At 51.4% G+C, this 18,242-nt stretch carries 17 protein-coding genes; 7 read left to right on the top strand and 10 right to left on the bottom strand.

The annotated features are described in order from the left end of the window. Nucleotides 1–145: 145 nt before the first annotated feature. From AJE_RS17405 to seqA, 3 genes are all read right to left on the bottom strand, one after another. Nucleotides 146–2,629 carry a glycogen/starch/alpha-glucan phosphorylase gene (locus AJE_RS17405; protein ID WP_008951956.1) on the bottom strand — a complete coding sequence of 828 codons (2,484 nt, stop codon included), beginning with the start codon at nucleotides 2,627–2,629 and terminating at the stop codon, nucleotides 146–148. Nucleotides 2,630–2,835: 206 nt separating this feature from the next. Further along, the gene (gene pgm / locus AJE_RS17400) at nucleotides 2,836–4,485 is read right to left on the bottom strand and encodes a phosphoglucomutase (alpha-D-glucose-1,6-bisphosphate-dependent) (RefSeq protein WP_008951955.1); all 1,650 of its coding nucleotides are present in this window, start codon (nucleotides 4,483–4,485) and stop codon (nucleotides 2,836–2,838) included. A gap of 31 nt (nucleotides 4,486–4,516) precedes the next feature. Beyond that, complete coding sequence (gene seqA, locus AJE_RS17395) at nucleotides 4,517–5,053, bottom strand: replication initiation negative regulator SeqA (RefSeq protein WP_008951954.1); 537 nt, start codon at nucleotides 5,051–5,053, stop codon at nucleotides 4,517–4,519. 147 nt (nucleotides 5,054–5,200) lie between these two features. On the opposite strand from seqA, the gene AJE_RS17390 reads away from it, so the two are divergent. The 4 genes from AJE_RS17390 to fldA all read left to right on the top strand — a co-directional run bounded on the left by AJE_RS17390 (nucleotide 5,201) and on the right by fldA (nucleotide 7,051). Further along, nucleotides 5,201–5,962, top strand: a complete 762-nt coding sequence (locus AJE_RS17390; RefSeq protein ID WP_008951953.1) for an alpha/beta fold hydrolase — start codon at nucleotides 5,201–5,203, stop codon at nucleotides 5,960–5,962. A gap of 63 nt (nucleotides 5,963–6,025) precedes the next feature. Beyond that, the gene (locus tag AJE_RS17385) at nucleotides 6,026–6,223 is read left to right on the top strand and encodes a DUF2788 domain-containing protein (RefSeq protein WP_008951952.1); all 198 of its coding nucleotides are present in this window, start codon (nucleotides 6,026–6,028) and stop codon (nucleotides 6,221–6,223) included. A gap of 11 nt (nucleotides 6,224–6,234) precedes the next feature. After that, nucleotides 6,235–6,507, top strand: a complete 273-nt coding sequence (ybfE, locus tag AJE_RS17380) for a LexA regulated protein (RefSeq protein ID WP_008610375.1) — start codon at nucleotides 6,235–6,237, stop codon at nucleotides 6,505–6,507. A 13-nt stretch (nucleotides 6,508–6,520) separates the two neighbouring features. Continuing rightward, nucleotides 6,521–7,051, top strand: coding sequence for a flavodoxin FldA (gene fldA / locus AJE_RS17375; RefSeq protein ID WP_008951951.1), 531 nt, complete (start codon nucleotides 6,521–6,523; stop codon nucleotides 7,049–7,051). Between the two features lie 53 nt (nucleotides 7,052–7,104). Here the strand turns inward: fldA and AJE_RS17370 are convergent, their stop codons facing one another. Continuing rightward, nucleotides 7,105–7,590, bottom strand: a complete 486-nt coding sequence (locus AJE_RS17370) for a DUF4442 domain-containing protein (RefSeq protein ID WP_008951950.1) — start codon at nucleotides 7,588–7,590, stop codon at nucleotides 7,105–7,107. A gap of 232 nt (nucleotides 7,591–7,822) precedes the next feature. On the opposite strand from AJE_RS17370, the gene fur reads away from it, so the two are divergent. Next, nucleotides 7,823–8,263, top strand: a complete 441-nt coding sequence (fur, locus tag AJE_RS17365; protein WP_008610368.1) for a ferric iron uptake transcriptional regulator — start codon at nucleotides 7,823–7,825, stop codon at nucleotides 8,261–8,263. A 48-nt stretch (nucleotides 8,264–8,311) separates the two neighbouring features. Here the strand turns inward: fur and AJE_RS17360 are convergent, their stop codons facing one another. The 3 genes from AJE_RS17360 to AJE_RS17350 form a co-directional block, all read right to left on the bottom strand. Then, nucleotides 8,312–8,806: a GNAT family N-acetyltransferase gene (locus AJE_RS17360; RefSeq protein WP_008951949.1), complete on the bottom strand. Its 495-nt coding sequence runs from the start codon at nucleotides 8,804–8,806 to the stop codon at nucleotides 8,312–8,314. A gap of 95 nt (nucleotides 8,807–8,901) precedes the next feature. Continuing rightward, the gene (locus tag AJE_RS17355; RefSeq protein WP_008951948.1) at nucleotides 8,902–9,828 is read right to left on the bottom strand and encodes an electron transfer flavoprotein subunit alpha/FixB family protein; all 927 of its coding nucleotides are present in this window, start codon (nucleotides 9,826–9,828) and stop codon (nucleotides 8,902–8,904) included. Beyond that, complete coding sequence (locus AJE_RS17350) at nucleotides 9,828–10,577, bottom strand: electron transfer flavoprotein subunit beta/FixA family protein (protein ID WP_008951947.1); 750 nt, start codon at nucleotides 10,575–10,577, stop codon at nucleotides 9,828–9,830. The genes AJE_RS17355 and AJE_RS17350 overlap by 1 nt, the downstream gene beginning before the upstream one ends. A 258-nt stretch (nucleotides 10,578–10,835) precedes the next feature. On the opposite strand from AJE_RS17350, the gene AJE_RS17345 reads away from it, so the two are divergent. Next, the gene (locus AJE_RS17345; protein ID WP_008951946.1) at nucleotides 10,836–12,482 is read left to right on the top strand and encodes an electron transfer flavoprotein-ubiquinone oxidoreductase; all 1,647 of its coding nucleotides are present in this window, start codon (nucleotides 10,836–10,838) and stop codon (nucleotides 12,480–12,482) included. Between the two features lie 52 nt (nucleotides 12,483–12,534). On the opposite strand, the gene AJE_RS17340 is transcribed toward AJE_RS17345, so the two are convergent. Both AJE_RS17340 and AJE_RS17335 read right to left on the bottom strand, forming a co-directional pair. Next, a complete protein-coding gene (locus tag AJE_RS17340; protein ID WP_008951945.1) occupies nucleotides 12,535–15,549 on the bottom strand; it encodes a ligand-binding sensor domain-containing diguanylate cyclase in 3,015 nt (1,004 codons plus the stop codon). A 16-nt stretch (nucleotides 15,550–15,565) separates the two neighbouring features. Then, complete coding sequence (locus tag AJE_RS17335) at nucleotides 15,566–16,531, bottom strand: aldo/keto reductase (RefSeq protein WP_008951944.1); 966 nt, start codon at nucleotides 16,529–16,531, stop codon at nucleotides 15,566–15,568. A gap of 149 nt (nucleotides 16,532–16,680) precedes the next feature. Here AJE_RS17335 and AJE_RS17330 point away from each other — a divergent pair, with 149 nt between their 5' ends. Beyond that, a complete protein-coding gene (locus AJE_RS17330; protein WP_008951943.1) occupies nucleotides 16,681–17,439 on the top strand; it encodes a pseudouridine synthase in 759 nt (252 codons plus the stop codon). 232 nt (nucleotides 17,440–17,671) lie between these two features. Here AJE_RS17330 and AJE_RS17325 read toward each other — a convergent pair. Then, a partial coding sequence (locus tag AJE_RS17325; RefSeq protein WP_008951942.1) for a hypothetical protein occupies nucleotides 17,672–18,242 on the bottom strand: 571 nt, incomplete at its 5' end.

Genomic DNA, 18,242 nt, shown 5'->3' with positions numbered 1-18,242 from the left:
GCTTATGGGAGGACTTGCACCTCCAAGAATGCGCCCATGCTGGGCGCACATAAAAAAAGGCAGCCAGAAACGCTGCCTTTTTACAAAGTCTGATTTGTAGCCGGTGGTCAGCTGTTCACGCCACCGGCTCAAACCTTTGCAGGAACTAGTTTTTAATCCGGCACGGCTTTAACTGCCACACCCGCTCTACATAGTCTTCAATGGAACGATCTGAGGTAAACTTACCGACTGAAGCGGTATTCAGAATGGCCTTTTCTGCCCACAGCGCCTTATCGCGGTACCAGGTATCCACTTTTTGCTGCGCCGCCAGGTAGGATTCAAAGTCGGCCAGCACCAGATAAGGGTCACCGCCTTCCAGTAAACTGCGTTTAATCGCCACCAGTTCGCCCGGTTTACCTGGCGTAAAATAATCGGTTTCCAGCCAGTCCAGAATGGCTTTCAGCTCCGGGTTATTATGATAATAATCGTAACTGTTATAGCCGCTCTCATATAAGGCTTTCACTTCATCAACGGTTAAACCGAAGATCGCGATATTATCCGCACCAACTTCTTCAGCGATTTCAATATTGGCGCCATCCAGGGTACCGACAGTAATAGCACCGTTTAACGCCAGCTTCATATTACCGGTACCTGAGGCCTCTTTACCGGCGGTGGAGATCTGCTCCGAGACATCCGCGGCCGGGATCATCTTCTCAGCTAAGCTCACCCGGTAGTTTGGCATAAACACCACTTTAATGCGGTTTTTCACCCGTTTATCGTGGTTGATCTTATCGGCGACCTTGTTAATCGCATAGATAATCTCTTTTGCCAGCTTATAGCCCGGTGCCGCCTTAGCACCAAACAGGAACACCCGTGGCACCATATCGTAATCCGGGTTTTGCAGAATACGCCGATACAACGCCAGGATATGCAGTAGGTTCAGGTGCTGCCGTTTGTATTCATGCAGGCGTTTGATCTGCACATCAAACAGCGCCGCCGGATCCACTTCAATCCGGGTCAGCTTTTTAATTTCCCGCGCCAGATCGGCTTTGTTCTGCTGCTTAATCGCCATAAAGTTATCCTGCAATGCAGGATCTTTAGCAAAGTCAGCCAGCTTATGCAGCTTTTTCAGATCCGTTGGCCAATCGTCACCCACCTTGGCATCCAGCAAGGTAGCCAGCCTTGGGTTACAGGCTTTTAACCAGCGCCGCGGTGTTACACCGTTAGTAACGTTAGTAAATTTATCCGGCCACAGCGCCACCATTTCCGGGAACAGATCGGATTTCACCAGCTTGGAGTGAATTTCTGCAACCCCGTTCACCTTAAAGGAGCCCACCACCGACAAATGCCCCATCCGCACCATCTGCTCATGGCCTTCTTCGATAATCGACAGCTTGCGCTTCTTCGCATCGTCACCCGGCCAGCGCATTTCTACCTGCTCAAGCAGGAAGCGGCGGTTAATTTCATAAATAATTTCGATATGCCGCGGCAGCACTTTTTCAAATAAGCGCAGTGGCCATTTTTCCAGTGCTTCTGGCAATAAGGTATGGTTAGTGTAGGCAAATACCTGCTGACAAATCGCCCAGGCGTCATCCCATGCCATTTCAGCACGGTCAACCAGAATCCGCATCAGCTCCGGGATCGCTACCGCCGGGTGGGTATCGTTTAATTGAATGACCACCTGCTTGCCAAAGTGGCTCCAGTCATCGCCATGGCGACGCTTATAGCGGCGGATAATGTCTTTTAACGAGCAGGAGCAGAAGAAATACTGCTGAATAAGACGCAGCTCTTTACCGGCATCGGTCTCATCGTTCGGGTACAGTACCTTAGAGATGTTTTCCGCTTCCACGTTTTCCCGCGCGGCATCAATATAACCGCCGGAGTTAAACACGTCCCAGTTAAAGAAATCAGAGGCGCGGCTTTCCCACAAGCGCAATACATTTACCGCACTGCCATCATAGCCGACAATAGGAATATCCCACGGCACCCCCTTGATGATCCGGCCCGGGTGCCAGACTTTTTTCATCTGGCCCTGTAAGTCAAATACGGTTTCGACATAGCCATACACGGCAATTTCCTGCACCGATTCCGGGCGGCAAATTTCCCACGGGTTACCGTACTCACGCCAGCTATCTGGGCGCTCGATCTGCCGGCCATCCTGGAAGCTCTGCTGGAACAGACCGTTTTCATAGTGAATGCCATAACCCACGGCCGGGTAATTTAACGTCGCCAGTGATTCGATAAAGCAGGCTGCCAGACGACCCAAGCCGCCGTTACCCAGCGCCATATCCTCTTCCTGCTGCTCCAGATCGGCAATATCCAGCCCAAGCTCAGCCAGTGCCTGTTTGGCGTTCTGATAAATGCCGAGGTTATGCAGGTTATTGCTGAACATCCGGCCCATCAGGTATTCGAGGCTAAAATAGTGCAGCGCCCGGGTATCTTGCTCATAATGAGTGCGTTGGGTATTGCGCAGACCATCGTAAACCTGCTCGTTTACCGCAGCGCAGGTAGCGCGCCACCAGGCCTGATGGCTGGCTTTATTAACGTCGGTGCCAAGCGTGGAGTGTAAGTGTTTGATAATACTTTCTTTAAGCTGCTCAGTGGCAGTGTTGGCAGCGTTTGCTGCCTTAGCTGTAGAGGTCTTTTTCATTGCCAGTCCCAAATGTGTTCCGCACAGACAGCGATGTTACACAGTTATAATTGTAGAAAAATTACAAAAACAATACCGCAAAATCGCACTTTTGGCAAAGACTACCCGCCATTTCGTAAGTTAATTACATAATTAAACATCAGAGCACTGCAGGCAACCAAGGGGATAGGCGTAGCTAACCCCTTGCTAACACTGATGTTTTAGCTTCAGCTATTGGCAAAAGCCGCCGCAACAAAGGCCTTGGCATCCTGCTCTAACTGTTCCAGATGAGCCTGATCGACAAAGCTCTCCAGATAAATTTTATAGGCATTTTCTGTGCCAGACGGACGAGCAGCAAACCAACCGTTTTTGGTAACAACCTTAACACCGCCGATGCCGGCATTATTACCGGGCGCCTTGGTCAGTACTGCCGTAATGGCATCGCCGGCTAAGCTGGTGGCCTTAACACTGCCGACATCCAGATTTTTCAGCGCGGCTTTCTGGGCCGCAGACGCCGGTGCATCCAGACGACGATACAGCGGTGAACCCAACTTACGCGTTAACGCCTGATACTGCAGATAAGGATCGACACCGGTTTTTGCCAGCATTTCCGCGGCCAGTAAACCCAGAATAAAGCCATCTTTATCAGTCGACCAAACAGTACCGTTATGGCGCAGGAAACTGGCGCCGGCACTTTCTTCGCCACCAAAGGCGATCTCGCCTTTATGTAAGCCATCGACAAACCACTTAAAGCCGACTGGTACTTCGCTCAGTACCCGGCCCTGCGCCGCAACCACGCGGTCAATCAGCGCACTGGAGACCAGGGTTTTACCAATAGCCAGCTCAGCGCCCCACTGTGGCCGGTTGGCGAGCAGATAGTTAATAGCAACGGCCAGATAATGATTCGGGTTCATCAGACCGCCACTGCGGGTCACAATGCCATGGCGGTCAAAATCCGGATCATTGCCAATGGCAATATCAAATTGATCTTTCAGTTGAATTAAACCGGCCATCGCGTGTGCTGACGAGCAATCCATGCGGATTTTGCCGTCTTTATCCAGCGACATAAAACTAAAAGACGGATCCACCTTATTATTGACCACGGTGATATTCAGGCCATAGCGCTCAGCGATGCGCGGCCAGTACGCAATACCCGAACCGCCCATCGGATCGACGGCAATACGGATGCCGGCTTTAGCAATGGCCGCCATATCAATCACGTTTTCTAAGTCATCAACATAGTGCTGAATATAATCAATGTGCTGGCAATAGCCGGACTGAATCGCCAGTGCATAAGGCATCATCCGTACGCCTTCCAGATCTTTAGCTAACAGCTCGTTGGCGCGCTTTTCAATCCAATCGGTGACATCGGTATCCGCCGGACCACCGTGCGGCGGGTTGTATTTAATACCGCCGTCTTCCGGTGGATTATGCGAAGGCGTAATCACGATACCGTCGGCCAGTTGGCTGCTTTCACCGTCGTTGTGGGTCAGGATAGCGTGGGAAATGACGGGTGTCGGGGTGTAGCCTAAGTCTTTCTGGATGCAGACCTGAATTTTATTGGCAATCAGTACTTCCAGTGCGCTGGCAAAAGCCGCTTCTGACAAGGCATGAGTATCTTTACCCAAAAATAATGGCCCGGTAATGCCCTGCTTTTTCCGATACTCGGCAATCGCCTGACAAACGGCCAGTACGTGTGGCTCATTAAAGGTGTGCTGCAAGGCGCTGCCGCGATGCCCGGAGGTACCAAAACTGACTTTATGCTCCGGATGTTGGTGCACATCGGGCTCCAGTACATAGTAAGCCGTCATCAACCGGCAGATATTCGGAATAAGTTCGTTTGGAACCGGCTGACCTGCCAGCGGATGTAATGACATGGGCACTTCCTTTTTTGCGTAATTCAGTTAATCAGAGTAAGTCGCGGATACGCTCAGCGTCTTCAGCACTATAGCCAAGTTTTATGGCAGTTTCAGTTAGCATCATTTTTTTCCGGGTGGTATTAGAATTGGTGATCACCCAGAAGTTAGTATTAGGAATTTGCTTCGGGTTAGTGCTGCTGCCCGCTTCGTTTAACGCCTCGGCCGAGGTACCAAAATACAGGCGGTTGCGACCTTTAATCTCCAGCACCTTGGCAAAATCTTTTTTGTGCACCCGCGCCAAAACCGAGAGCAGGTATAAAAAGCGGCCAACGATATTCTGTTCGGTTTGTAAATCCTGTGGTGTCACCAGATCAAAAATATTACCGGCTTTGGCGCTGGTCACTGGCTCGGCCTGAGCTGCAGCTGCGGGCTCAGTGCTGACTGCAGCGGCAGACGCTGTCACACCGGCTTTCAACGGTGCGCCAGGCAATAAACGACGCAGGATATCTGAGGCACTTTCGCCGATACGCTGGGTCTGCCCCGCGATAAACTGATAGAGATCGTCGTCAATTTCAATGGTTTTCATAGTGTTAATCCGTTACCTCAAATTGGCCTGATTATATACCCAAAGCAGCAAAAGATGCGAGTTTCCGCCGGCGCCTGACGCAGGGCCGATGTTTTGCTAGAATAGCCCGCTAATGCAATCAGTCTATCAGCCAAAAGAGTAGCGGTTATGATGCTAAATTATCAACTCAGCGGTCAGGGGCCGCTGGTGGTGCTGATCCACGGCCTGTTCGGCAGTTTTGAAAATCTGGGTGTCATTGCCCGCGCCTTACAGGATGAATTTCAGGTACTGAATATCGATGTGCGTAACCATGGGCGCTCGCCACAGAGTAGCGACATGAGTTATCCGTTACTGGCCGCTGATCTGGCAGAAACGCTGGACAGTCTGGCACTAACGCCCTTTGCACTGCTTGGCCATTCAATGGGTGGCAAAATTGCCATGCAATATGCACTGCAAAGTGCCAGTAAACCCGCGCGTCTGATCCTGGCTGATATCGCCCCGGTCGGTTATCCGCCGCGACATAACAGTATCTTCGCCGGGCTGAAAAGCCTTGATTTAAGTACGCTAAGCAGCCGGGCCGAAGCCGATCAGCTGCTGGCGGCCTATATAAAGGAAGCCGGCGTGCGGCAGTTTTTATTAAAAAGTCTGGATAAAACCGAGACCGGCTTTCGCTGGCGTTTTAATCTTGCTGCCTTAAGTACGCATTATCAGGCGTTAATTGGTGCACCAGTGGCAGAGGGCGTGTTTGACGGCCCGACACTCTTTATCAAAGGCGGCAACTCAGATTACATCTTAGCTGAGCACAGACCCACTATTCTGGCCCATTTTCCGGCGGCACAGGCCAAGGTGATCGAAGGCACCGGCCACTGGTTACATGCTGAGAAACCCGCTGCTTTTAATAAAATTGTGCGCGATTTTTTATTGAGCTAGCGCAGAAAAAGGCGGGCCAATTGTGCTATAGTGCGCGCACTTTTTTCGGGACGACCAATACGCATGAATGTAGAGCAGTTTGAAAGCATTGGCTTATGGCTGGGTTTAGGTGCCCTGTACATCTTTATCGTACTGGCGATCCGGGATGTACTGAAGAAAAGTCAGGCACCGAAAATGGGGCAATTTTTTGTCTGGCTGGTGCTATTTTTATCACCGCTGGTCTTTATCGTGAAAAGTGTAATGCAGTATTTTTTCGAATAAGAGGCGACGTCATGGCGAAAATAGCCACCGATCGCACCACCATTGATTTATTTGCGCTGGACAAGCGCCCCGGCAGACCAAAAACCAACCCCCTGCCGCGGGAAGAACAGTTAAAACTGAACAAGCGCAACCAAATCAAGCGCGATCGCGTAAAGGGGTTAAAGCGTATCGAATGCAAGGTGTCAGAGCAGCTGTGTGACAAACTCGATCAGGCAGCGGCTTTGGCCAAGATGACACGCAGTAATTTTATTGAACATCTGTTAGAACAGGCTTTGGCCAGGTAAGAAGGCGTTAACTATGGCAACAGTGGGTATTTTTTTTGGTAGCGATACCGGTAACACCGAACATATCGCCAAAATGATCCAGAAAGAGCTGGGTAAAAACTTAATCGACATTCGTGATATCGCGAAAAGCAGCAAAGAAGATATTGCAGGCTTCGATCTGTTGCTGCTCGGGATCCCAACCTGGTACTACGGCGAAGCCCAATGTGACTGGGATGATTTCTTCCCGGAGTTGGAAAATATCGACTTTAATAACAAACTGGTCGCGATTTTTGGCTGTGGCGATCAGGAAGACTACGCCGAGTATTTTCTGGATGCGATGGGCACCCTGCGTGATATTATCGAGCCGAAAGGCGCCATTATTGTCGGCCATTGGCCAACTGCCGGCTACAACTTTGTTGCCTCAAAAGCACTGGTCGATGACAACCACTTTATTGGCCTGGGCATCGATGAAGATCGCCAGCCGGAGCTGACCGAGCAACGGGTTAAGCAATGGTGTAAGCAGATTTATGATGAAATGAGCCTGGCGGAATTTGCCAAGCTGTAAGCTACCATTTTAGCAGCAGCTCACAGCAGAAAAAGCCGGTTCGCCGGCTTTTTTTATACCTGAGTTGTCGGTTCAGAGCGGTACTTTGGCTTCTTCCGGATATAGACGGTGCGATTGACTTCGCATACCACCTGGTTATTAGCATCTTTAATATGCACCAGAAACTGCGGAAAGAATTTATCTCCACCGTCGGTCTCACGTTTAACCTGCTCCACCATCTCATCCGACAGCCAGAACTCAGCGGTTAAACGGCTATAACCCGGTTTGATATAGTTGATATCGGCCTGTTTGTCCCACACCAGATATTCTTTACCCAGGGCGCCCATTAGCAGCAACGGATAAATCGGATCGGTCATCGCAAACATCGAACCGCCGAACTGGCTACTATTAATATTGCGGGTCCAGGGCCGTGATTTCAGCTCGACCCGGCAATAGCGGTAGTCGCTGCTCAGCTCCGCTACCTTAATGCCACTGAAAAAAAACGGTGGCCAGAAATTCAGTAAATGGCGCATCACGCCCGGTTTAAATGCCCAACGCATAAATCACTCTCTGGTATGACCTGTGGAGTGCATTCTACCCGGCTTTTCGATTTCAGCAAGTTTGGTAACGCCTATCACGACAAATCAGCAGCAGTGCCCTCAACGAAACAGCTGTAAAACCAAGCAGTATGCGTCCAGATGTTCAACTAAAAATAGAAAAGGGATAAAGCAATTGAATATAAAACTAATCTCTTTATAATCCCTGTAAGTTCACGTTTAGATAAGAGTTGCTATGAACGATCATAATACCGAGTTACGTAAGGCTGGCTTAAAGGTCACACTGCCACGGGTGAAGATCCTGGAGATCCTGCAGGATCCAAAAAACCAGCATATCAGTGCCGAAGATGTATATAAGCTATTACTGGACATCGGTGAGGATATCGGTCTGGCGACCGTATACCGGGTACTAAACCAGTTTGATGATGCTGGCATTTTAACCCGCCACCATTTCGAAGGCGGTAAGTCAGTGTTCGAGCTGGCCGGCGCCAACCACCACGACCATTTAGTCTGCCTGAAGTGCGGCAAGGTGGTTGAGTTTGAAGACGACACCATCGAGCAGCGCCAACTGGCGATTGCTAAACAGCATGGTATTAAACTGACTCACCACAGTTTATATATGTATGGTGAATGTGAAGACACCGTGCAGTGTAAGAAAAACAGCGAGCAGAACTAACTGCTAATGCTAAAGAAAAACCGCCCACCGGCGGTTTTTTTATTGCCCTTAAGCCGTATTTCGCAGCCGCGACATCACCAGCGCACTGATATAGTTGCCGTATTGATAGGCATAATCGGCCAGTTCGGCTTCAACTTCAAAACCAAAGCGTTCATACAGTGCAATGGCTGACTCGTTACTGCTGTATACCAGCAGCTCCACCCGCCGCAGGGCCAACCAGTTATCGGCTAAATCCAGCGCGGCACGTAACAAGGCCGAACCAATACCCTGCCCCTGGAATGGCTCAGATACGCCCATACCAAATTCCGCCACATGCCGTCGCCGCGGGTTTTGCATCACCTGTAACCCGAGCTGCCCCACCACCTGGCCGTCGAGCTCAGCCACCAGATTATAAAAACCCGGCTGTGGCTCAAACAGACTCTGCCACTTCGCTTGCGGTTGAAACGGCAACTGCAACGTATTGGCATAGACGCTGGCTTGGTCATAGATGGCTTTGACGGCGGCTAAATCGGCTGGCTCGGCATGGCGGATCACAGGTGGCATAAGGTTTCTCCCTGAAGTACATTGATATACTAAGTTTGCGGCATAAAAAAAGCCAGCGGCGAGGCTGGCTTAGTTGGGCATCAGGTTTTACCGGCTTAGAGCGCAGCTTCCAATTCCGGTAATACCGTAAAGAGATCGCCAACCAGACCATAATCGGCAACCTGGAAAATCGGCGCTTCCGGATCTTTATTGATAGCGACGATCACTTTTGAGTCTTTCATACCAGCCAGATGCTGGATAGCGCCAGAAATACCGACGGCAATATACAGGTCAGGCGCCACAATTTTACCGGTCTGACCGACTTGCATATCGTTTGGCACAAAGCCGGCATCGACCGCAGCGCGCGAGGCACCAATGGCCGCGTTCAGCTTATCGGCAATCCCATTTAACAGCGCAAAGTTTTCGCCATTTTGCATGCCCCGACCACCGGAGATAATCACCCGGGCAGCGGTCAGCTCCGGCCGCTCTGATTTGGTCAGCTCTTCGGCAACAAAGCTGGATATGCCTAAATCTTTTACCACCGCAACGGCTTCAATAGGCGCGTTATTGCCGGTAGCAGCCGCAGCAAAGGCCGCACTACGAACTGTTAATACTTTAATGGCATCAGCCGACTGCACCGTAGCAATCGCATTACCGGCATAGATTGGCCGCACAAAGGTATCAGCACTTTCAATGGCGATAATGTCAGAAATTTGCGCCACATCTAACAGTGCTGCCACCCGTGGCAACATATTCTTACCACCGGTGGTGGCGGCTGCCAGAATATGACTATAACCGGCACCTAACTCTGCCACTAAAGCAGCAACGTTTTCTGCCAGTTGATGCGCATAAGGCGCGGCATCGGCCAGCAATACCTTGCTGACACCGGCAATGCTTGCGGCTTCAGCTGCCGCAGCCTGACACGCCTGACCAGCAACCAGCACATGGATTTCACCACCGAGCTGACTGGCAGCCTGTACGGTTTTAAAGGTATCCGCTTTCAGCGCACTATTGTTATGTTCAGCTATTACCAGAATGCTCATCAGATCACCTTTGCTTCATCTTTTAACTTGGCTACCAATTCGGCGACGCTTTCTACCTTCACTCCGGCCTGACGGCTTGGTGGTGTCGTCACTTTCAGCGTATTGACCTTACTTTCCAGTGCCACACCCAGGCTATCGGCGGCTTTGACATCCAGCGGCTTTTTCTTCGCTTTCATAATATTCGGTAAGGAGGCATAGCGCGGCTCATTTAAACGCAGATCAGTCGATACCACGGCCGGCAGTGTCAAGGCAACCGTTTGCAGACCACCGTCAATTTCGCGGGTCACCTGCACCTTACCGTCTGCTACTACCACTTTCGAAGCGAACGTACCCTGCCCCATACCAGTTAAAGCAGCCAGCATCTGTGCCGTTTGGTTATTATCCGAATCGATGGCTTGCTTACCCATAATCACCAGCTGTGGCTGCTCTTCTGCGACCACCTTGGCCAGTAACTTGGCCACTTGCAGTGAATCCAGGTTCAGTTCAGTCTCCAGCTGCAGCGCACGATCGGCGCCCAGCGCCAGCGCGGTACGCAGCTGTTCTTGTGCGGCTTTATTCCCGATAGTAACCACCACCACCTCAGTGGCAACGCCGGCTTCTTTTAAACGCACGGCTTCTTCCACCGCAATTTCGCAGAATGGGTTTAACGCCATCTTCACGTTCGCCAGATCCACACCACTGTTATCCGGTTTAACCCGAACCTTAACGTTGTAATCGATAACCCGTTTTACCGGAACTAGTATCTTCATAATGGCCTCATCTGAATGCGACAACCCTTGCCCGGGCTGCTTTACGTGCAGGTAAACTACTAAAGTTGAGCATGGCCGACAATCTACTTCCTGTTGACGTTAACGTCAACCTGCAATATCCTGCTATCCTCAATAAATTCCCATGTTTATAAAAAATTCTGTAAACAATAGCATCCACAAAACAGGCGGCTGTGGCTAAGCTCAGGCATACTCTACAATAAACACAGCCCAACCTGCCAACGCAAGAGAGGTAACCCGGTGGAAAGAGAAGCAATGGAATACGATGTAGTCATCGTTGGCGCAGGCCCGGCGGGTCTGTCGGCTGCTATTCGTTTAAAGCAACAGGCCGAAAGCGCAGGCCAGGAAATCAGTGTTTGTGTGGTAGAAAAAGGTTCTGAAGTCGGCGCCCATATTTTATCCGGTGCCGTCTTTGAGCCACGCGCGCTGAACGAACTGTTCCCGGATTGGGCAGAGCGCGGTGCGCCGCTAAATACCCCGGTCACCCATGATGATATCTATCTGTTTAGTGATGAGCAGAATGCGCGCAAGCTACCGGGCTTTGCCGTACCCAAGACCATGCATAATAGCGGTAACTATATTATCTCAGCGGCTAACCTGTGCCGCTGGCTGGCGGAGCAAGCCGAAGCGCTTGGTGTAGAGATTTTCCCGGGCTTTGCCGCCAGTGAGCTGGTACTGGAAGATAACACGGTCAAAGGTATTCTGATTGGTGATATGGGCTTGGATCGCGAAGGCCAACCCAAAGACAGCTATACCCCTGGCATGGCATTACTGGCCAAATACACCCTGTTTGCCGAAGGCTGCCGCGGCCATCTGGGTAAGCAACTGATTAAACACTTTGCGCTGGATGACGGCAAGTCGCCGCAGCATTATGCGATTGGCTTTAAAGAAATCTGGGATGTGCCGGCCGAACAGCATCATGCCGGTTTGGTGGTGCACTCTGCTGGTTGGCCGCTGAGCGATGCCAGCGGCGGTGGCTATCTGTATCATGCTGAAGGTCAGCAGGTCGTGGTCGGTTTAATTATTGACCTGAACTACAGCAACCCTTACCTAAACCCCTTTGAAGAGTTTCAGCGCTATAAGCAGCATCCGACACTAAAACAATATTTAAAAGGCGGTAAGCGCGTGTCCTATGGTGCCCGCGCTATTGCCAAAGGTGGCCTGAACAGCCTGCCGAAAATGAGTTTTAATGGCGGATTATTAATTGGCTGTGATGCCGGCACCCTGAACTTTGCCAAGATTAAAGGCAATCATACCGCAATGAAATCCGGCATGTTGGCGGCCGAAGTGGTAGCCCAGGCCTTATTGAGCGGCGATAACGGTGGTCAGGATCTGACCGGCTTTGTCAATGCTTTTGAAAACAGCTGGTTGTACGATGAACTGTACCGCTCGCGTAATTTCGGCCCGGCGATCCATAAGTTCGGCACCTTCTGGGGCGGCGCCTTTAATACTTTGGATCAAAACTGGTTTGGTGGTCGCTTACCGCTGACCTTAAAAGACGAACAACACGATTATGCCCAGCTAAAACCGGCTGCCAGTTGCAGCCCTATTGTTTATCCGAAGCCGGATAATCAAATCAGTTTCGATCGCTTAAGCTCGGTTTACCTGTCGAATACCAACCATGAAGAAGAACAACCCTGCCATCTGAAGCTGAAAGATGCCAGCATTCCGATCCAGGTGAACCTGGCTAAGTATGCAGAGCCGGCGCAGCGCTACTGTCCGGCTGGCGTGTATGAGATAGTTGAAGAGCAGGATAAAGGGCCGCGACTGCAGATCAATGCGCAGAACTGCATTCACTGTAAAACCTGTGATATTAAAGATCCGAGCCAGAATATTACCTGGGTGACACCAGAGGGCGGCGGCGGTCCTAACTATCCGAATATGTAAACTACCCCGATAGCTAAGTTCAGCACGGGCGCCAGCAGGCGCCCGTTTTATTTTATACCTGCTCAGTCTGTTGCCGGGTCAGACGCTCACTGATATCGGCGCTGGCAATAGCGCTAAAGGCACCCGACTGTAACATTTGCGCAACTTCGCGCTGCAGCCAATCACCGGCATTCAGAGCTTTAGCCTGCGGCCTCAGCATTAACCAACCCGCCTTGCCCTGGCTTTTCACCTGATACAGGGCTTTATCGGCCAGCGCCAGCGCCTGGGTCCAACTCCAGCCACTATTATCCGGTAACGGGTACTGCACCGCCCCCACTGAGCAACTAAGCTTAAACGGCAATTCCGAGGCAATGACCCAGGGTTCATCGGCCACTGCCTGCAGCAAGCGGTTTAAAAAGGCGATGGGGTCGTCCTGCTGCTCCTGAATAATTAAAAACTCCTCACCGCCCCAGCGGATCAGATGATCTGATTGCCTCAGCAGACGTTTTAGCAGCGCCGCCATTTGTCGCAGTACCGCATCACCGGCCTGATGCCCCAGCAGATCATTAACCTTTTTAAAATTGTCCAAATCCAGCAATACACACAACAGCGGCTTCTGCTGGCGGCGGGCGCGTGCCAGTATCGCCTCCTGTGTTTGCTGTAAATAGTGCCGGTTATGCAAACCGGTGAGTGCATCGGTAACACTGAGCAGCTGTAAGCGCTGATTAAGCAGTTCCAACTGCTGGTTGGCGTTATTCAGCTCCCGGGTCCGTTCGCTGACCATCAGCTCCAGTTTAGACTGCTGTCTGGCCAGATGATTTAAACGGTAGCGATGTAATACAAATAATCCACTTAGTAACAACAGCAGTAACAGGGCATAAAACCAGTATTGCTCGTACCAGTGCGCCTGAATACTCACAGGTTGACGAACCACCTTACTCCACTCGCCCTCACCGCGAAACCGCGCCTGAACTTCAAATATCAGCTCACCCGGCGGTAGGTTGGTATAAAAGGCCTGGCGTCGATCACTGACCTCTGTCCAATCCTGTTCATAACCGAGTAAGCGGTAGCGGAAAATCAGGGTTCGCGGCCGGTAATAGGCCGGCGCAGTAAACTGGATTTCCAGATCGCGCTGGGCTGCGCCCAGCTTGATTGTCTGCCCTGAGGGGTAATACAGCTGCTCGGCGAGCAGTTGCTCAATCAGTACCTCAGGTACCGGACGTTGCTCCGTCAGTGCATCCAGTTCAATGGCCACCAGCCCGTTCAGACTGGGCAGATAGATCCGCCGCCGCCATTTGGCGCCTTTGCTGTTACCGGCACCATTACAACAACGTAAGCCGTCGACCCCGGCCTCAGGACCAATATCATCAATAATAATGCTGGCGACGAGCTCACCGCCGGTCAGCAGTTCTGAGGCCAGGCGATAGACGCCATTAAAGTTTGAAATCACTAAGCCTTTATCGGTTTCGGCCAGATAAATCACATCCGCATTAGGCAGACCTTGCTGTGGCAGGATCTTCTGCCAGCCGCCCCGCGGGTCCTCGATGGCAAAGCCGTGCTGCAAGGTTCCCAGCACGATCCGGCCGTCATTCAGTTCTGTGATATAGCTGATATAAATATCGCTAAGCAACGGATCCTCGATGGCAGTCAATTGCTTACCATCCCAGACATAGGCACCGCGTGGCGTCCCCAGCCACAGCCGGTCCTGACTGTCGCGCAGGATCACCCGAAACCGCCCCAGTGGCAGTCCAAGCTGCTCGGTCATTAATTCGGGTTCATCACTGCCCGGTAGCAGCCGGTACAGGCCATCAAAACTGGCGATCCAGATACTGCCGTCATTACGCTCTACGATACCGTTGATTTGAATATGATCCAGCGCCGGATAACGCTGTACCTGCTGGTAATCGGCACTGATACGGTTTAAGCCGCGGCGGGTGCCGGCCCACAAGGTGCCGTCCGCCTGTCGGTACAGTGAGTATACTACCGGGTGCGATAGCCGCTCTGGGGCAATTTTGCGCTGAAACCGCTGGCCATCAAAGCCAGCCAGGCCACCATTGTGGCCGACCAATAACTCATGCTCTGTGGGCCAGAGCGCCCAGACATAGGGATCTGAGCTGGCAGGATCAACCTGATAGTTAGTTGTAGCATCCGAGCGAAAGCGCAGCAAGCCATGCGTTTTGCTACCAAACCACAACAAACCGTCCCGGCTTTGGTAGGCACTAACCAGCCAACCAATATTCGGCAGTTGCCGTAAATCAGTACGGGAAATGAGCTGATCACCATGGAACTGCAGCAGTTCATGATAGGTTGCCACCCACAGTTGTTGTTGCTGCCGGAACAATAGCAACACCTCGTCCTGTACCTGATGTTGTGTCAGACTTACCTTACCATCAGCATAGCGCCACAAGCCTTGAGGGGTGGCGAGCAGAATGCCGTCACCATCAGCCAGCATCCGGGTAACTAACCAACCTGGCTCAGGGTGCTGATAACGCTCCTGCCAGCCCTGCTCAGTCCAAAGCGCCAGATAGCCCGGGCCAGCTATCCATAACTGCTCACCGTCAACCAACAAACTGGAAACTGGCCGCGGTGGCACGGCCAGTACACTCAGCTGCCCCTGTTCCAACAACAGTAGTTGCTCGGCGGCAATAAAGACCCGGCCAGAGGCTGTTTCGGCCATAGCCTCGACACTGCCAACACTTTGGCCATTTAGGGTGAGTTCGGCAAACTGCTGCTGACGATAACGGATAAGTTTATCAGAGCTGCCAATCAGTAAGTCACCGCCAGCAGTGGTGTGCAGGGTGCGTAATAACGGATTGCGAAACAGCGGTGAATGGCTGGCATTAAATACCTGAAAACGGTTGCCATCAAAGCGGGCCAGCCCGCCTTCGGTTGCCAGCCACATATAGCCTTGCTGATCCTGGGTAATAGCCACGACCGACACCTGTGGCAGGCCATGTTCTGTATTCCAGATCCGCTGGTGTAGCTGAGAAAACGGTTTAACCTCGGTTCCGGCCTGTGCTGTCGAGCCGGCAAGCCATAACATCATGCCTGATAGCAACACCAAGAGTAGTTTCTGCCATAACTGCATCGCACAGACTCCGGATTTAGGGCAAGGCGCCGCCGCGGGCCGCAATATAGAGTTGATACCAGTGGAGCCGACTCAGGTCAAGCTGTTCTGCGCGCACCGCCGCAGCTAAGCGCGCCGGCTGACTGGTACCCAGCACCGGCTGGATCCTGGCCGGATGCCGTAACAGCCACGCCAGCACTATCGCTTCCGGCGTACTCTGATACTCCGCGGCCAACTTAGCCACTAGCTGACGCGTCGCCTGCTCAGCCGCGGTTTCATCGGCGCGGGCACTAAAATAGCGACCTTGAGCCAGGCTGCCCCAACTTTGCAGTTGAATTTGCTCGCGCTGGCAATATTCGACGGTACCATAACCAAAATGACAGCCCGCGCCCTCCGGCATGCCGGTCAGCAGGCTTTCCTCCAGCCAGTGATGACGATACAGACTCATCTCCAGCTGATTAACCACTAATGGTACCGTCAGGCTGCGTTGTAGCAGCTGCAGCTGCGGCCAGCCCATATTCGACACACCAAAGTGACGCACCTTACCTTGCTGTTGTAACTGCTCAAAAGCGGCAGCAATCTCGTCAGGCTCCATAAGCGGATCCGGCCGGTGCAACAGTAACAGATCGAGATAGTCAGTATTTAGTCGTTCAAGACTTTGCTCCACCGCGGCCAGAATAGCGATTTTACTCAGATCGTAATGGCCGGGCTGATGCGCATTGCCAAGTTTAATACCGCATTTTGACTGCAGTAATAAATGCTGTCGCTGCGCCGGAAAGGCTTGCAGATACCGGCCAAATACCGCTTCCGCTTTGCCAAAGGTGTAAATATCAGCGTGGTCAAATAGGTTAATACCGCAGTCAAGCGCCGCTTCAATCAGTGCAAAGGCTTGCTGTTCGTCTTGCTGTGTTAGCGGGGTGGTATTCCAGCCACCGCCGAGCGCCATACAGCCCAGTACCAGGCGGCTGGCGCCAGGCAGGGTGTGATTAATTGGTAATGTCATGCCAGTTCCCTGTTAGTTGCGCGTATTTTAGCCATAACCTGACCGATAACCCAAGCGCTATTCGCAGCGCAGCGGCAAAACCTTGCTCTGCCGGGCGCCGCCCCTTACACTGTGCACCTTGCCAATCTATTAAGCCAATACCGAGAGCTATGTCTGAGCAGAGTCTTACCCGATTAAATAAATTTATCAGTGATACCGGTTATTGTTCACGGCGCGAGGCCGATGCCCTGATTGCCGCCGGCAAAGTCAGCGTCAATGACCAGATCGCAGGCATGGGGGTCAAGGTCTCGGCAACGGACAAGGTACTGGTTGAGGGTAAACCGCTAAAAGCTAAACCGCAGCGCGTCTATATTGCCTATCACAAGCCGGTAGGCATAACCTGCACCACCGAGCGTAAAGTCGCCGGTAATATTGTCGATGCCTTAAAATATCCGGAGCGGATTTTCCCGATTGGCCGGCTGGATAAACCCTCTGAAGGCCTGATTTTTCTTACCAACGACGGCGATATCGTCAATAAAATTCTGCGCGCCGGTAATGCACACGAAAAAGAGTACGTGGTCACGGTAAATAAACCTATTACTGAGCAATTTATTAAACGCATGAGCCAGGGCGTGCCCATTCTGGATACTGTTACCCTGCCCTGTAAAGTCAGGCAGGTGTCGCGTAATACCTTTAATATTATTCTGACTCAGGGCTTAAACCGGCAGATCCGGCGCATGGCTGAATTTCTCGGTTACGAAGTGGTTAAGCTAAAACGCACCCGTATTATGCACGTACGGCTGGCAGAGTTAAAAACCGGCCAGTGGCGCTTACTGGATAAATATGAGATTGCCGAGCTGGAGCAACTACTGCAGAACTCCAGCAAAACCGTGCAAATTGCGCGTAATGAAGACGGTTTTGACGAATAGGTGTAGCTACTGCGGGCCACGGCTGCACGGCCCACTACCAACAAAAGTGTCGGTGCCTGTCCAAGCTGTTATCCTTTCAAGCCTGCGCATCTCTCTTCCACGGTAACTCCCCCCGTTCAGTGATACACTTACTTTGTATTGGAACAAAGCGAGAAGTCATGCTCGCCAAAATGGCGAGCAATATGCTGCAAGTCGAACCGAAAAGCGAGGTTCTGCTTGCACTTGTCACATATCACTTGCTGTCGGATAAGTACATTTTTCCATCTTTAACCACAAACATTCCGCTTTTTGTACCAATGTATAAAGTGACAGCGTGAATATTACTTTGCAAAAGATGGAATTCGTTCGGATACGGTTGCAGGTGGGTTGCCACCATTGCTGCAACATCAGGCGCCTTGGGGCCTAAATTTAGACAACCTTTGGTTGAGCTTTGTGCCGAGTCTAGAGCAATTACCCCGTCAACGACAGGTGCTTTAAAATGGCGGCCAATAATAACCTCTTTCCCCTTCGAACCTATAAGATAAAAATATTGTTGTTCTTCACCAACTAAATACCCCTCATACTTTATTCCGGGGCACTGATTTTCTTTAAGAAATTTTTTTATTGCCTTGTGCTCAGGCCTTTTTTTCAAATTTAACTTCATGTTTTTCTGAATAGCATCGGTAAGCATTGCCCCCCAAACCTGAGCTTCCTCTAACTCGTCTGCATGAGCATAACCACTGCTTAAAGCAGTAAATGACAATAAATAAACCGCAAGTAATTTATGCACTGATTTCTCCCTTTTTGTTAGTTCTGGCTCTTTG

The organism is Alishewanella jeotgali KCTC 22429 (assembly GCF_000245735.1).
Classification (GTDB): domain Bacteria; phylum Pseudomonadota; class Gammaproteobacteria; order Enterobacterales; family Alteromonadaceae; genus Alishewanella; species Alishewanella jeotgali.
This window is presented reverse-complemented; position numbering and strand designations above follow the sequence as displayed.